Source organism: Sediminibacillus sp. JSM 1682029, from assembly GCF_041366435.1.
In the GTDB taxonomy this organism is placed as follows: domain Bacteria; phylum Bacillota; class Bacilli; order Bacillales; family Amphibacillaceae; genus Sediminibacillus; species Sediminibacillus terrae.
This window is the reverse complement of record NZ_JBEWYY010000001.1, coordinates 1-16,282: the sequence shown is the minus strand read 5'-3', so window position 1 is coordinate 16,282 and position 16,282 is coordinate 1. Positions and strand designations below refer to the sequence as shown.

Below are 16,282 nucleotides of genomic sequence, written 5' to 3'. Positions count from 1 at the left end.
CTTTCAAGCAGATTTTCGCGGAGTGAATCGGCACGGCCGATTTCTTTCGGGCGCAATGGTACACGCACTCTGTCTAAGGACATGAGGCAGCTGCAGGGTATGCAAACTGTTTAATCGGCAAAGACTGACAGTATGGCTATAACAAAGTGAAAAAGTATTTGCCGAAACTGAAAGCTTGATTTTTATTGAGAGGAGTATAGATGATGGCAGATAAGAAAGTATTTTCTACAGAAATCTCCGGACAGCCGTTCACGGTCGAAGTCGGAGAGTTAGCGAAGCAAGCCAACGGTGCTTGTATGGTTCAGTATGGCGACACTTCTGTTTTGACGGCAGCGACCGCATCAAATGAACCGAAAGACCTGCCGTTCTTTCCATTGACAGTCAATTATGAAGAACGTTTATATGCAGTAGGCAAAATTCCAGGAGGTTTTATCAAGAGGGAAGGACGTCCAAGTGAAAAAGCTGTACTGACTTCCCGCTTGATCGACCGTCCGATACGTCCGTTGTTTGCTGACGGTTTTCGAAATGAAGTGCAAGTAATCAGTACGGTGATGAGCGTCGATCAAAATTGCTCTTCCGTGATTGCGGCAATGATTGGGTCATCCCTGGCACTCGGCGTTTCTGATATTCCGTTCGGCGGACCTATTGCGGGGGCGATTGTCGGCCGTGTAGACGGAGAATTCGTTATTAATCCGTCGATCGAACAGTTGGAAAAAAGTGATATCAATTTGACAGTGGCCGGAACAAAAGATGCCGTGAATATGGTGGAAGCCGGAGCACAAGAAGTGCCGGAAGAAGTCATGCTGGAAGCAATCATGTTCGGACACGAAGAAATAAAACGGCTGGTTGCATTCCAGGAGGAAGTGATAGCCGAAGTCGGGAAAGAAAAAATGGAAGTGACCTTGTTTGAGTTGGATAAAAGTTTGTCGGCTGAAGTAGAAGCCAAAGCAAAAGAATCCCTTGTACAAGCCATCCAAGTTCAAGAAAAGCATGCCCGTGAAGAAGCAATCGATGCAGCTAAAAAAGCCGTCGTGGAAAGTTATGAAGAAGCCGAGGCGGAAGAAGAAAAAATCAAACAGGTTAAAGGTGTATTGGACAAGCTCGTGAAAGAGGAAGTACGCCGTTTAATAACTAAAGAAAAGGTACGGCCGGATGGGAGAAAAGTAGACGAAATCCGTCCTCTATCTTCCCGAATCGGTGTCCTGCCGCGTACGCATGGATCCGGGTTGTTCACCCGTGGTCAGACACAGGCTTTAAGTGTGTGTACACTTGGTGCGTTGGGCGATGTGCAAATTCTTGATGGTTTGGATTTGGAAGAGTCAAAACGATTCATGCACCATTATAACTTCCCGCAATACAGTGTAGGGGAAACCGGCCCGATCAGAGGTCCAGGACGTCGGGAAATCGGTCATGGAGCTTTAGGGGAACGGGCATTGGAAGTAGTGGTTCCTTCTGAAAAGGAATTTCCTTATACAATTAGACTCGTCTCCGAAGTATTGGAGTCTAATGGATCGACTTCGCAGGCCAGTATCTGCGCGAGCACCATGGCAATGATGGATGCCGGCGTTCCAATTAAGGCTCCGGTAGCAGGAATAGCCATGGGCTTGGTAAAGCAGGATGAAGATTATACCATCCTCACCGACATACAAGGCATGGAAGACTTTCTTGGTGACATGGATTTCAAAGTAGCAGGAACTTCCAAAGGTGTGACTGCCTTGCAAATGGATATCAAGATTGAAGGTCTTTCCAGAGAAATACTTGACGAAGCACTGAGCCAGGCTAAAAAAGGACGGATGCACATCCTTGATCACATGATGGAAACCATCGGTGAACCGAAAGAGGAGCTTTCCGAGTATGCACCGAAGATTCTTACCATGGAGATCAATCCCGATAAAATACGTGATGTAATCGGACCGAGCGGTAAACAAATCAACAAAATCATCGAGGATACTGGAGTTAAAATCGATATCGAACAAGACGGAAGAGTATTTATTTCTTCAACCGATTCGTCCATGAACCAAAAAGCCAAAAAAATCATCGAAGATCTTGTACGCGAAGTGGAAGTGGGCGAAATATACCTTGGCACCGTACGACGTATCGAGAAGTTCGGAGCCTTTGTTGAGTTGTTCAAAGGAAAAGACGGTCTTGTGCATATTTCCGAACTGGCTGAAGAAAGGGTCGGAAAGGTTGAAGATGTCGTTTCGATTGGTGACCAGTTAATGGTCAAGGTAAAAGAAATCGACAATCAGGGCCGTGTTAATTTATCGAGAAAAGCAGTGCTCAAAGAACAAAAGCAGGAAGACGAACAATAAACGCAAAAACAAGAAGCTGGTCTCCCAGTTTCTTTTTTTCTTTTGGCTAATTTTTCTCTGTTTTTTTGCGATAATAAAAGTGGTAAGTTCGAGATTTCTTTTTTGAACGATAGAAAGTTTCAATTATAAAAATGTCCTGCTCCAGTGCTTACCCCCCTCGAGTTCTGAAGCAAAGCTATGTGGACAATGAATGCCACTTCAAGGCTTTACTCAAGCTTGTCGGATACTCATATGATGTGGACATGCAGACGTTGCCGCTGGATGCAGCGTATTTACCCTGTTCTCCCTTCAACCGTTGCTTTCGCTTTTCTTTAAAATTGGCTGTGCAGGCAGGCGATCTACTGGGATTCCCTTTTGTTCTACCTTGTCCCCGTCCCTCATATTTATAAAAGAGGAGGGATCAAAGTGAAACGGTTCATTATCCAGATAGGTGTTTTTCTACTATTGGCAGGCGCTTTTTTCCCGACGGCTGCCAATCCATTTAAATACAACAACCTGGAAGTTCTACCAGAAGCGCTTCCTGTCACAAGTCCTGAAGAGGAATCGCTCCGCAGCGAAATAGAAACGCAAGCGAAGCATTTGAACGAGAAAGCTGACAATGCAAAAATAGACAGGGTGTGGAAGAAAATGCCCGGGAGAAACGGTTTACAGGTAAATATCGAAGAATCCGTCAATAAAATGAAAAAAGCAGGAAAGTTCGATAAGTCGCTTCTTGTTTTGGAACAAGTCCCGCCCCGGATTGCTTTTGAAGATCTTCCGGCAGCCCCGATCTATCGGGGACACCCGGAAAAAGAAATGGTCACATTGCTCATCAACGTTTCCTGGGGAACTGAAAATATCCCAAGTATGCTAAAAACTTTAAGAGAAAAAAATGTGAAGGCAAATTTTTTTATTGAGGGTAAATGGGCGAGCCAGAATTCTGACTTGGTTAAGATGATCCAAGAAGAAGGGCATACTATTGGAAACCACGCTTACAATCATCCAGACATGAAGCGGTTAGCAACTGCAGAAAACAGGGAACAGATAGAAAAGACGAATGAAATAATCAAAGCCATAACAGGTGAGACTCCGAAATGGTTTGCTCCTCCAAGCGGGAGTTACAATGAACAAGTTGTTCAAATAGCGGCTGATCTTGAAATGGAAACAGTCCTTTGGTCGGTTGACACAATTGATTGGAAAAACCCCACTGTCCCTGTCATGCTGAAGCGAGTGGAGGAAAAAGTGCATCCTGGCGCAATGATTTTGATGCATCCAACAGATGTGGTGAACAGCGGATTGGCTGAATTGATCGATATGATAAAACGGAAAGGCTACAAGATTGCTGCAATAGAACGTTTGTTGAGCGAACAACGATAAAAACGGAGGCAGGAAGAAATAGGAGGATTTGATTTGCTTAAAAAATATACGTGCGACAATGGGTTAAGAGTAGTATTAGAAGATATACCGGCGGTGCGATCCGTCACGGTGGGTATCTGGATCAAAACAGGGTCACGTAATGAAACGTTGGAAAATAACGGGATATCCCATTTCCTGGAGCATATGTTCTTCAAAGGAACAACATCGCGGTCGGCCCGGGATATCGCAGAAGCCTTTGACGCCATAGGCGGACAGGTCAATGCTTTTACCTCGAAAGAGTACACGTGCTTTTATGCGAAAGTGCTCGATACTTATAAAGATTTTGCTTTAGAAATATTGGCGGATATGTTCTTCAACTCGACTTTTGAAGAAGAAGAGCTGGAAAGAGAAAAGAAGGTCGTGTTCGAAGAAATAAAGATGTCCGAGGATACCCCGGACGATATTATCCATGACATGCTGTCAGATGTTTCTTTCGGTGACCATCCTTTAGCGTATCCAATTCTCGGTTCTGAGAAAACTCTTTCCTCTTTCAACCGGGAAGATTTGCAACGATACAAGGACAGCCATTATACACCGGGCAATGTAGTTATTTCTGTAGCCGGCAATGTTGACGACCGCTATTTTAAGCAAGTCGAAAAGTTATTCGGCAACTATCATGCAAAAAGCAATGGATTCGAATATCAACAGCCAATGTTCCTGGCCGAGCATGTAGAACGCAAGAAAGATACCGAGCAAGCTCATTTATGTCTGGGTTATCAAGGTCTCCCAGTCGATGACCCATCCATCTACAGTTTAATCATCATGAATAACGTCCTGGGCGGCAGTATGAGTTCCAGATTGTTTCAGGATGTAAGAGAGCAGAGAGGGCTCGCTTATTCCGTCTTTTCCTATCATAGTTCATTTATCGATAACGGATTGCTCACTATTTATGCTGGGACGGGAAAAGAACAGTTGACTTTACTACAGGAAACAATGGAAGCGACTATCGAAAGTTTCAAATTGAATGGACTTACTGACAAAGAGCTTCATAACAGCAAAGAACAGCTGAAAGCCAATTTGATGCTGAGTTTGGAAAGTACAAATAGCCGAATGAGCCGGAATGGCAAAAATGAACTGATATTAAACAGGCATCGGACGCTGGATGAAATCATTGATGAAATTGATCAAGTAACACATGAGTCGACCAGTCACATCATCCATTCTTTGTTTGAACAAGAGCATTCGAGTGCGTTGATTGCACCTTGATATTCTAAGGTCCGTGTAAATGTTTATCATCATGTTTTTCATTCTTCCACATAAAATAAGAGCAAAGACTTCTAAAACCTGAGCGATCTGGAAGGATAGGTGAACAAATGAGATACAAGGACTTGAGTGGCAAGGAAATCGTCGATGTCAGCAGCGGTACAAGACTCGGCGTTTTGGGTCATACCGATTTAGAATTTAACGAGGAAACCGGTCAGATTGAATCCTTCATTCTGCCGAATTATAAATGGTTCGGAATGAAAAAAGAAGGGGAAAATGTAAGGATTAATTGGCGTGATATCAAAAAAATCGGTGAAGATATGATAATTATAGATTCCTGAGTGATAATAGGTACCTTAAAAAGCTTGCAGAGACTCCGGCTTCTCTGCAAGCTTTTTTGTTGTGTCCAGGAAAATCAAAGAATATGGACTTTTGGACAGTTGTTGGCAGGACCAGCTCTTTTCCAGTTCCTGTGCCCATTCCCGGCAGTTCTAAGGCAATCCTTCTGCCACGCCTGGGCTCGTCTCAAGCTTGCCTGAGGCCCGAACGAAGCGGCCTGTGCAGGCGTTGCCACAGGAGATGGCGAATTCACCTGTATCCTTTAAACAGAGGCTTTCGCTTTTTTGCCAATTTCACTTTACCTTGAATACTACCGGGATGAGTGTACAGTCACTAACTATGGCGGATTTCATAGTATAAACAGAGACGCATTATCCCTACGCGAGGTGAAGTAATGGATACCAAAATGAATATCGCCATTATTGGTGGTGACGCAAGATATTTAGAATTAATCAGGCACTTAACGAAAAATCCCCAAATGGAACTGACAATAATCGGTTATGATCAACTGGATCAGGGTTTCACAGGAGCCAAACAAGCGGAAATGGAAGATTTGGAACCAAGTAAACTAGATGCAGTGATTCTTCCTGTCCCAGGAACAGACCATCAAGGATATGTGGAAACTGTTTTTTCCGACAAACAGATCCAGCTGAAAAAAGATTGGTTTCACGCGTTGAAAAAAGACTGTATCGTATTTTCTGGCATTACTACTCCATTTTTAGATGAAGCAGCTGGAGAGGCTGCTATACAGTTGGTTCCGTTATTCGATCGGGATGATGTGGCGATTTACAACTCAATCCCAACAGTAGAAGGGACCATCATGATGGCCATCCAGCATACTGATTTTACCATCCATTCAAGCAATGTAATCATCTTGGGATTGGGGAGGGTCGGTATGACGCTTGCCAGCAAGTTTTCCGGATTAGGTGCGCGTGTCTCTGTCGGATCCAAGCATCAACCAGACCTTGCCAGGATTACAGAAATGGGGTTGACCCCTGTTTTATTGGAAGACCTTGCCACGCATTCTCCTAACTGCGATTTGCTGATCAATACCATACCGGCACGAGTCGTCACCAGGGAAGTAATCCAGCCGATGAAATCACATACCTTGATCATTGATTTGGCTTCCAAACCAGGAGGAACTGACTTTGATTTTGCTGAAAAGAGGGGAATCAAAGCCATGCCCGCACCCGGGCTGCCGGGAATTGTCGCTCCAAAGACAGCGGGCGCCATCCTTGGCAGAGTAGTTTCTCAAATTTTGACGGCCCACTTTTCGGAAAGGAGAAGGTAATATGTCATTAGAAGGAAAAAGAATCGGCTTTGGTCTTACAGGTTCTCATTGTACGTATGATGCAGTTTTCCCTCAAATGGAAAAACTGGTAAAGGCAAAAGCGGAAGTAGTACCGATAGTTTCCTATACTGTTCAACATACCGACACCCATTTTGGAGAGGCAAAAGCACATTTACAAAGGATCAAAGAGATTACTGGTAAAGAACTGATTACAACCATTCCAGAAGCAGAGCCTTTAGGGCCGAAATATCCTTTGGATTGTATGGTAATAGCCCCGTTGACCGGTAATTCGATGAGTAAGCTTGCTAACGCCTTGACAGATTCCCCAGTCCTGATGGCTGCAAAAGCGACCATCCGTAATGGCAATCCTGTAGTTTTAGGTATCTCGACAAACGATGCTTTGGGATTGAATGGGGTCAATTTAATGCGGTTGATGGCCACGAAATTGATTTACTTCATTCCTTATGGACAGGACGATCCTTTCAAGAAGCCGAACTCCTTGGTAGCAGAAATGGATTTATTGCAAAATACGGTAGAAAGCGCCCTGGAATACCAACAGTTGCAACCGGTTATCATTGAAAGAAAATAAGCATCCGCACCCTTTCTATACCTTCCTTCCTTCTATTATGTTAGAATAAAGACTATGAGAAAAATCTGTAAACATATTAGCAGACACCGAATCAATCAGGGAGGAGATTTTTTAGCATGCAAAACCAAAAAGGATACCATGTTGCCGTCGTAGGCGCGACGGGAGCAGTAGGACAAAAAATGTTGGAAACACTTGAAAAGAAAGAGTTTCCTTTAGAAAGTTTAAAGTTATTATCTTCCAGTCGTTCGGCTGGTAAAAAAATAGTTTTTAAAGGCGAGGAATTAACTGTAGAAGAAGCCACTCCTGAAAGTTTTGAAGGAGTACAAATCGCTTTGTTTTCAGCAGGGGGTTCTGTGTCCAAAAGCCTGGCACACGAAGCAGTAAACAGAGGAGCCGTGGTCATCGACAATACAAGTGCTTTTCGCATGGATAAAGAAGTTCCGCTTGTCGTGCCGGAAGTAAACGAAGAAGATCTTTCCAAACACAAAGGAATTATCGCCAATCCGAATTGTTCAACCATACAGATGGTTGCTGCACTCCAGCCGATCAAGAAAAATCATGGTATTTCCCGAGTAATCGTCTCTACTTATCAAGCAGTTTCGGGCGCTGGTACTTCAGCTGCGGAAGAATTACGAGAACAATCGAAAGCATTTTTGAATGGTGAAGATATGCAAGCGGAAATTCTGCCAGTTAAAGGAGATAAAAAACATTTTCCGATTGCTTTTAATGCCCTTCCGCAGATTGATACGTTCGAGGAAAACGGCTATACATTCGAAGAAATGAAAATGATCAATGAAACGAAAAAAATCATGCATGCACCGGATCTTCCTGTAGTAGCAACGTGCGTCCGGCTTCCATTTTTCACTTCTCATGCTGAAAGTGTATATATTGAGGTAGAGAAAGAGGGACTGCAGGCAGCCGATATCCAAGAAGTATTGCGGAATGCGGATGGCGTCATACTGGAGGATGATCCATCTAAGCAAGAATATCCTACCCCGTTGAGCGCAGCAGGGAAAAGTGACGTTTTTGTCGGTCGAGTGAGAAAAGACCCAGACCATCCGAAAGGCTTTCACCTTTGGGTCGTATCTGATAATCTACTAAAAGGGGCAGCATGGAATTCTGTGCAAATCGCAGAAAGTCTTACAAAAAATAATTTGCTGTAACTTTGAGGTGTGTGTATGAATAAAATATTAGTTCAAAAGTTCGGTGGTACGTCAGTGCGGGACAAAGACACTCGTGCAAGTGCCGCCGGACATATTAAAGATGCGATAGACGAAGGCTATAAAGTAGTAGTGGTGGTATCAGCCATGGGGAGGTATCCGGATCCTTATTCGACAGATGCTCTGCTTCAGCTTGTCGGGTTTCCGCGGACACAAATTACGAAGCGGGAACAGGATTTGCTGTTATCTTGCGGGGAAACTATATCCTCGGTGGTTTTTTCCAATGAATTGAAAGAAGCAGGAATCCATTCCATTTCCCTTACCGGCGCGCAGGCTGGTTTTATTACAAGCGGGGATTTTACCGAGGCGAAGATCAAAGAAATGAATCCGGAACGAGTGAAGAAAGAATTGGAAATGTATGATGTCGTTGTGGTGGCAGGCTTCCAGGGAAAAACGGAAGATGGAGAAATAACCACGATTGGCAGAGGGGGTAGTGATACTTCTGCCGCCGCATTGGGAGCAGGACTTGGAGCCGAGTATGTCGATATTTTCACGGATGTAGAAGGAATCATGACCGCGGATCCTCGAGTTGTAGAGACAGCAAGAATATTGGATGTGGTTACTTATTCAGAAATTTGCAATCTTGCTTATCAGGGTGCAAAAGTCATCCATCCACGCGCGGTCGAAATTGCGATGCAGGCAAAAGTGCCAATCAGAGTACGTTCCACTCATTCTAAGGATACCGGAACACTGGTTACCTCCTCACGTGAATCGGCAAAAGGAAAAGATATACCTGACAGGCTTGTCACGGGGATTGCCCATATTTCCGATATTACACAAGTGAGGGTAAATACGAACAAGGAACCTTACCGCTTGCATTCAGAGGTATTTAAAGCAATGGCTGCCGCCGGAATTTCCGTCGATTTTATAAATATTTCTCCGACAGGTGTGGTATACACTATACCAGAGCGGTTTACAGACCAGGCGGTCGAATTGCTGGAAGGCTTGGATTACGAACCGATCATTACCAGAGATTGTGCAAAAGTATCCTTAGTGGGTGCCGGAATGACAGGCGTACCTGGAGTGACTGCAAAAATTGTCCAGACATTGACAGATGCAGGGGTTCACATCCTTCAATCAGCAGACAGTCATACGACCATTTGGGTGCTAATCCATCAGGAAGACCTTGTATCAGCGGTAAATGCACTTCATAATACTTTTGAGCTGGATATTCAGCACGATTGATTTACTAGCAGATGCAGCATAGTAGCAGGTGGTTTGCCACCTGCTACTCTTGACTAAAGAAACGAAAAGATGAAGTGAAAATGAAAGGAGTCCGTATTGCCATGAATTTCGGCAGAGTGCTAACAGCAATGGTCACCCCGTTTGACAACAAGGGGAACGTTGACCTGGAAAAAACAACAGAATTGGTGAATTATTTATTAAAAAACGGTTCCGATGGACTCGTGATTGCAGGAACTACCGGTGAATCGCCGACCCTTACCTCGGAGGAAAAAATAGCTGTATTCAATCAGGTCGTGAAAGACGCGGATAAACGTGTGCCTGTCATCGCCGGTACTGGGAGCAACAACACCTATGCCACTATAGAATTGACAAAAAAAGCAGAAGCAGTCGGGGTGGATGCTGCATTACTGGTCGTCCCTTATTACAATAAACCTAGTCAGCGAGGGATCTATGAACACTTTGCTGCAGTCGCCAAGGAAACGAACTTGCCAATCATGCTATATAACATTCCCGGACGTTCGGTTGTACGAATGGAACCGGAAACAGTAATAGAGCTGGCAAAAATACCGAACATAGTATCTATAAAAGATTCTACCGGCGATTTGGATGCTATTTCGACAATTATCGAAAATACAGGCGATGCATTTTCGGTTTACAGTGGGGATGACAGTTTGACACTTCCGATAGCGGCTGTTGGCGGAAACGGTGTTGTGTCGGTTTCATCACATATCATTGGGAAAGAAATGCAGGAAATGCTTACAGCATTTGAAACAGGAGAAACAGGGAAAGCTTCCCAGCTGCATCGTCAACTGCTACCGATCATGAGAGGCATGTTCATGGCTCCTTCTCCAACGCCTGTCAAGACAGCTCTTCAAATTAAAGGGATGGACGTCGGAGGTGTTCGTCTGCCGCTTGTTCCATTGACGGGAGAGGAAAGAAAACAATTAACACAATTATTATCTGGTAAATGATTCAAAGTAAACTCCATAAATGGATATATTCCCTTTTTAAAACGTGCTTATCCAAGCGCGTTTTTTTAAATTGGTTATTCACCAAGGGTCTTTAATATCATAGTTGATAGAAACTACGACATAGTTTGAATTTGTCTTCCTAACTACTTGCATCCTTTGAGTGGGAGTTCCGCTGCGGAAATACCCTGCGCTTTCCGCGGGTGGCTGGTGAGCTTCCTCGAGCTGACGCTCTGCGGGATCTCACCGTGGCCTTTCCTCCCGCAGGAGTCTCCGGGTATTTCCTTCGCTGGGACCAGTTTCCTGTTTAGAAACTCGCGTACTAGACGTTTTTTTATTCATGTTCCTCTATGAACCGTTAAATCTTGAACGCATTAGGAGGTCTTGGGTTCAATCAGTTGCAAGGTATCGTAGAAAGTGACGAAACCTTCTTTCATGAGTCATTAAAAGGTCGAAGAGAAATCAGCTAAGAAACGTGGGAAAAAGACAAAATAAGAGGTGTTTCTAACCTTTAAATTGCTGTTGTAGTTGCACAAGATAGAAATGGTAATATGATTGCTCGAAAAGCAGGAACAGGTCGTGCTAGAGCAGAAGAAATCGCACTGTGATAGGTGAGTATATTCCCCCGTCTGCTTTGCTATGCACAGATACAGCCACTAACTATAAGAAGTTCGCCAAACTAAAAGGGCTGTTGCACGAAACAGTTAATGGCCGACAAAAACAACGGGTGAAGAAAGGGATATTCCATATCCAACACGTTAATAACTTCCACAACGGTTTGAAAGGCTGATTGGAGTGCTTTCAAGGTGTGGATACTCATTATTTGGACACAACTAACTCTATTGGTTCCGATGGCCTGAAATAGGCAAGGATTTGGCTTTTTATAAACGAGTAGAACAAATGCTTATTTCAGCGTGTCAAAAATCTAATCATACAACAGTTGAAATGTTAAAAGGTGCATAAGAAAAGACCTCCGATAAAGAGGTCAGTCGATAGAAACACTTAATTTTTGTCTGTAAATGAACGAACCAATATTGTTCCTGCTAAAACCGATAAAATCATATGTGTTTCAGGTAGTAAAAAGACGTTGGGGTAAATGTCCTGTGATACTCCATACCACTTCACCCAATAGATGTTTGGTATGAACACAAGAACAGTCAAGATAACAGTTGGAATAAAAAGTTTCCAGTTAAAGTTAAACTGTCTTTTTAAAAGGCTCCTTAAACCTTTCCATTCCATCAATACACCAAATAGGAATGCCCATAAAGACATTACTATAAGGAGGATTTTTGTGTTTTCTGATGCCATTTGTGAAGCTATTTGGAGGTCATAGTAATTACCAACCATTAAGTAAAGTAAAATTATCATTCCCACAATCACTGTTGAAACACCTAATATTTTTTTTAGAATAGTAAAACCTCCCTTAATATATTCCTACGAATTAAAAAGCCTAAAGTTTTCAAAATCACCTTAATTTTATTTGAAAATTCAAATTCTAAAATATTGTCTAAAAACAACAATCTTTTAGAAAACAGCCTTATGAAAAGAAGTACATGTTTTCAGACAACCGTTTTAAGATGGCTTGTTGGGTCTAAAAGAAAAATTCTCTACGCTTGCGTAATCAGCATGCTTCTTAGCGCAGGTAGCATACGAAGACTCCAGCGGGAACAGCGCGAGCTGAAGATCCACTTGGTAAAGGGCTTTTCTTTACCAAGTTAGCTGAAGCCGTGCCCACGGAAAGCGAAGTATGCTACCGAAGCGTTGGGTAACACGCTTCTTGAATAGGCAATGACACTCCATTAAAGTTACGGCTGCAGTTTCTATTAACAAGACATTAATATGCTCGCGGATTTCCAATTAATATAAAGTTTCTAAATCCTTATAACAAGAAACTTTAAGATAGGAGGTGGTAGGTCAGCGTATTTCTATTACTAACGGAGAAAAATCAACCACAGAATTCGCCCATTAAAGCTACTTCTACAACATAAAAACAACGTAAAACTTCCCTTCAACCATGTGTATGTAAGCAGTCATACTGTTACATACTAGGTACATGCTTGAAAAGGAGCGTGGATGAATAATGGGAAAAGATACATCAAAACAAGATAATCAAGACCAAAATAATCAATCGTCATTAGTACAAAAAATACAGCAGCTTGGTCAGTCTACTGTACCACAGGCCCCGGATTCCAATATCCATGTACTGCCGATTATCGGGCAGATTGAAGGACACGTACAGCTGCCGCCGCAAAATAAGACAACGAAGTATGAGCACTTAATTCCGCAAATTGTAGCAATAGAGCAAAACCCTAAAATTGAAGGATTAATCGTTTTGCTGAATACGGTAGGCGGAGACGTAGAAGCGGGTCTTGCCTTGTCAGAAATGATTGCATCCTTGTCAAAACCTACCGTTTCCATCGTACTGGGAGGGGGGCATTCAATCGGGGTGCCCATAGCTGTTTCGACTGATTATTCCTTTATTGTTCCGACGGCAACCATGACGATCCATCCCATCCGATTGACGGGACTGGTAATCGGTGTACCCCAAACCTTTGAATATTTGGATAAAATGCAGGAAAGGGTTATCAATTTCGTCAAGCAACATTCCGATATCGAAGAAGAAAAATTTAAAGACTTGATGTTTGCGAAAGGGAATCTGACAAGAGATATAGGTACGAACGTAGTCGGAGCAGACGCTGTGAAGTATGGCTTGATTGATGACGTCGGCGGAGTCATGGAAGCCATGAACAAGTTGAACGAATTGATAGAAAAGGAAAAACAATCAGGGGAGATGCTGCAATGATTTTATATACCCCCATGACAGAGGAAGAGATATTCGGTGTCGATCAAGAGGCATTTGCCAATCGGCAATTTATAAACATAAACGGAAGGACTGTGCATGCTGAGAGGAACAAAGACGGATCGTTCAGAATTTTACAGCTGATTTCGACTGATCCACAGGATTACCTTGATGATTCTTATACACCGGGAACCATTATTTCTGGTCAATAAAAAGAATTCTATTTCTCTCAATCCGCGTACTCTGTGCTATAATAACAATAGAGACCAGTGGGGAATCTTGCCAATATTTCAGGTTATCAACCCTTGTCATCGTGATGGCAAGGGTTGTACTACATAAGAAGACTGGCTGTTATTTATGTGTGCAGAGGTGAATCATATGGCGAAAAAGAAAAAAAACAGAAGAAAGAAATCTCAACTAAAAAAGCAAGTGAAATATGAACTTACTGGTATCTTATTTGTGTTCTTGGCTGTCTTGGGTAGTGGAGCGAGTGCGATAAGTGACGGAGCTGTTCCAGCAGGTCTGGAAAACATTTTTCGCTTTTTCTTTGGGATATGGTATTTTGTAGCTTCACTGTTCTTGTTGACGACCGGGATATTATTGATCATCAAAAGAAGGGTGCCATATCTATTGCATAAACGCATGATTGGATTTTATATCATTTTTTCAGGGATATTGCTGATCACTCATATCCAAACCTTTGAATCCATATTGCAGGAATCGATGAACACTTCCATCATCGTCACAACGTGGGACAACATCCTCTCTTATATAGGCGGAGACGTACCTTCAGCCAATCTCGGAGGCGGCATGGCCGGTGCATTATTATTTGCTTTTTGTTACTTTTTATTTTCAGCGGCCGGAGCGAAAATTGTAGCTGTGTTCGGGATAGTAATTGGAGCACTGTTCGTTACGGAGCTGTCGATAGGCGAAATACTGGACAAAGTTTGGCAGCGGACAAACAGTTTTTTTCGCAATCAATTACAACAAATGAAAAAGTTGCAGCAGAATAATCGATCTGGTCGAAAGAAAAAGAAGCAGTCCAATCGTACGGAGGAAGGCTTAGCTGAGACCACGGTGGATGGAAGTGAATCGACAGCTGAAGAACCAGTAATCCAGGATTTTACGGATATCGCTTATTCTGCAGATGTCCAAACAGCAGAAACAGTTAACCGACCGGAGGAGAAAGAAGAACAAACCACCTCCGAACAAAAGAAAGATACAGAGGATGGAGAAATAGCTGAATCATTGCCGATGACGGAAGCGGAAAACCTTGATTATAAGCTGCCGACCATGTCGTTACTGGCTGAGCCTGAATATAATACCCAGCAGCAGGAAAGATCTCAAATTCAGGCTGTGGTAAGAAAATTGGAAAAGACTTTTCAAAGCTTCGGAGTAAAAGCGAAAGTAACGAAAGTGCATGTCGGACCTGCAGTGACAAAATATGAAGTATATCCGGATGTCGGTGTGAAAGTTAGTAAAATTGTCAACCTTCATGATGATCTGGCGTTGGCTCTGGCAGCTAAGGACATTCGGATTGAAGCTCCAATTCCAGGAAAATCCGCTGTCGGAATTGAAGTGCCGAATGGGGAAGTGGCGACTGTATCTTTAAGGGAAGTTTTAGAAACCAAGCAGGCACAGCAAGGGTCCAAGCTTTCTTTTGTGTTAGGCAGGGATATATCGGGTGATGCAGTCATGGCTGAATTGAATAAGATGCCGCACTTACTGGTCGCAGGGGCAACCGGAAGCGGTAAGAGTGTTTGTATCAACGGGATCATCACGAGTATTTTGATGCGGGCAAAACCGCATGAAGTAAAAATGATGATGATCGATCCAAAAAAAGTGGAGTTGAATGTCTATAATGGCATTCCGCACCTGTTATCCCCGGTCGTTACAGACCCCAAAAAGGCTTCGCGCGCTTTGAAGAAAGTCGTGTCAGAAATGGAAAGACGGTATGAATTATTTTCTGATACAGGGACAAGGAATATTGAAGGGTATAATGAGTTCATAAAAAAACATAATCAAACAGATCAAGACAACCAGCCGCTGTTACCATATATTGTTGTACTGGTGGATGAGCTGGCAGATTTGATGATGGTCGCTTCCAACGACGTCGAAGATGCGATCACGCGTCTGGCACAAATGGCCCGCGCTGCAGGCATCCATTTGATCATAGCGACACAGCGTCCATCCGTAGATGTCATAACCGGTGTCATCAAAGCCAATATACCATCCAGGATTGCATTTAGTGTTTCTTCTGCCACTGATTCGCGGACCATTCTGGACTCCGGTGGAGCAGAGAAACTTCTTGGAAGGGGAGATATGCTTTTCATTCCTGTCGGTTCATCCAAGTCGACGAGAATACAAGGGGCATTTCTTTCCGACGAGGAAGTAGAACGGGTGGTGGACCACTGTATTGATCAGCAAAAAGCGCAGTACCAAGAGGAAATGATACCGGATGAAGAAGCGGAAGTGAACGAAGAGGTAGATGATGAATTATTTGACGACGCGGTACAAATGATTTTAGAGATGCAAAGCGCGAGCGTTTCGATGTTACAGCGAAGATTCCGGATTGGTTACACCCGAGCAGCCCGGTTGATCGATGCCATGGAAGCAAGAGGAATTGTCGGCCCTTATGAAGGAAGTAAACCAAGGGCAGTGTTAATTTCACAACAAGAAGAAGAGAAAACTTCCTAGTGTTTTCAATTGCGACACAAAGACAAGCCCGGAAAGAGCGGTTTTTATCACACAGAAGAGGGACGCAGGATTTATTCGAAGGCCCGGAATGCAGCTCTTTTGTTGCTGCCAAAAAAGCGCCTCATTGACGATTAGTTCAATGAGGCGCTTTTTTAAAGGCTCTACAATATTTGTTGGGGTTTTAGAAAAATTCCGCATAAAAAATACACACAAGCTCCTATCTCTACTACACTTGAATTGACTAAGAAACAAGCAAGCAGATAGGAGTTGTGTGTACATGCAT

The 16,282-nt window shown here is 43.3% G+C and carries 13 protein-coding genes and 1 pseudogene; 13 read left to right on the top strand and 1 reads right to left on the bottom strand.

What is annotated here, in order from left to right:
- The first annotated feature begins 200 nt into the window (after positions 1 to 200).
- The 10 genes and pseudogenes from pnp to ABVF09_RS00025 form a co-directional block, all read left to right on the top strand.
- On the top strand, positions 201 to 2,312 hold the full coding sequence (pnp, locus tag ABVF09_RS00070) for a polyribonucleotide nucleotidyltransferase (protein ID WP_371068390.1): 2,112 nt from the start codon (positions 201 to 203) through the stop codon (positions 2,310 to 2,312).
- A 405-nt stretch (positions 2,313 to 2,717) separates the two neighbouring features.
- Entirely contained in the window at positions 2,718 to 3,668 is a 951-nt protein-coding gene (locus ABVF09_RS00065) for a polysaccharide deacetylase family protein (RefSeq protein ID WP_026570319.1), read from the top strand.
- A 33-nt stretch (positions 3,669 to 3,701) separates the two neighbouring features.
- On the top strand, positions 3,702 to 4,913 hold the full coding sequence (locus ABVF09_RS00060) for a M16 family metallopeptidase (RefSeq protein WP_026570318.1): 1,212 nt from the start codon (positions 3,702 to 3,704) through the stop codon (positions 4,911 to 4,913).
- A gap of 107 nt (positions 4,914 to 5,020) precedes the next feature.
- Positions 5,021 to 5,251: a YlmC/YmxH family sporulation protein gene (locus tag ABVF09_RS00055; protein ID WP_026570317.1), complete on the top strand. Its 231-nt coding sequence runs from the start codon at positions 5,021 to 5,023 to the stop codon at positions 5,249 to 5,251.
- Between the two features lie 392 nt (positions 5,252 to 5,643).
- On the top strand, positions 5,644 to 6,540 hold the full coding sequence (gene dpaA / locus ABVF09_RS00050; protein ID WP_371068389.1) for a dipicolinic acid synthetase subunit A: 897 nt from the start codon (positions 5,644 to 5,646) through the stop codon (positions 6,538 to 6,540).
- A 1-nt stretch (position 6,541) separates the two neighbouring features.
- Positions 6,542 to 7,129: a dipicolinate synthase subunit B gene (dpaB, locus tag ABVF09_RS00045; protein ID WP_026570315.1), complete on the top strand. Its 588-nt coding sequence runs from the start codon at positions 6,542 to 6,544 to the stop codon at positions 7,127 to 7,129.
- A gap of 116 nt (positions 7,130 to 7,245) precedes the next feature.
- Positions 7,246 to 8,292: an aspartate-semialdehyde dehydrogenase gene (gene asd / locus ABVF09_RS00040; RefSeq protein ID WP_371068388.1), complete on the top strand. Its 1,047-nt coding sequence runs from the start codon at positions 7,246 to 7,248 to the stop codon at positions 8,290 to 8,292.
- Positions 8,293 to 8,307: 15 nt separating this feature from the next.
- A complete protein-coding gene (gene dapG, locus ABVF09_RS00035; protein WP_037329042.1) occupies positions 8,308 to 9,534 on the top strand; it encodes an aspartate kinase in 1,227 nt (408 codons plus the stop codon).
- A 101-nt stretch (positions 9,535 to 9,635) separates the two neighbouring features.
- The gene (gene dapA / locus ABVF09_RS00030; protein WP_371068387.1) at positions 9,636 to 10,505 is read left to right on the top strand and encodes a 4-hydroxy-tetrahydrodipicolinate synthase; all 870 of its coding nucleotides are present in this window, start codon (positions 9,636 to 9,638) and stop codon (positions 10,503 to 10,505) included.
- Between the two features lie 359 nt (positions 10,506 to 10,864).
- Positions 10,865 to 11,465: pseudogene (locus tag ABVF09_RS00025) on the top strand (IS1595 family transposase); the annotation flags it as partial.
- Between the two features lie 39 nt (positions 11,466 to 11,504).
- Here the strand turns inward: ABVF09_RS00025 and ABVF09_RS00020 are convergent.
- Positions 11,505 to 11,882, bottom strand: coding sequence for a hypothetical protein (locus tag ABVF09_RS00020; protein ID WP_371068386.1), 378 nt, complete (start codon positions 11,880 to 11,882; stop codon positions 11,505 to 11,507).
- 700 nt (positions 11,883 to 12,582) lie between these two features.
- Here ABVF09_RS00020 and ABVF09_RS00015 point away from each other — a divergent pair.
- From ABVF09_RS00015 to ABVF09_RS00005, 3 genes are all read left to right on the top strand, one after another.
- On the top strand, positions 12,583 to 13,305 hold the full coding sequence (locus ABVF09_RS00015; RefSeq protein ID WP_026771340.1) for a ClpP family protease: 723 nt from the start codon (positions 12,583 to 12,585) through the stop codon (positions 13,303 to 13,305).
- Entirely contained in the window at positions 13,302 to 13,514 is a 213-nt protein-coding gene (locus ABVF09_RS00010; RefSeq protein ID WP_153462587.1) for a YlzJ-like family protein, read from the top strand. Before ABVF09_RS00015 ends, ABVF09_RS00010 begins: the two co-directional genes overlap by 4 nt.
- A gap of 166 nt (positions 13,515 to 13,680) precedes the next feature.
- Entirely contained in the window at positions 13,681 to 15,999 is a 2,319-nt protein-coding gene (locus ABVF09_RS00005; RefSeq protein ID WP_371068385.1) for an FtsK/SpoIIIE family DNA translocase, read from the top strand.
- Positions 16,000 to 16,282 lie beyond the last annotated feature (283 nt).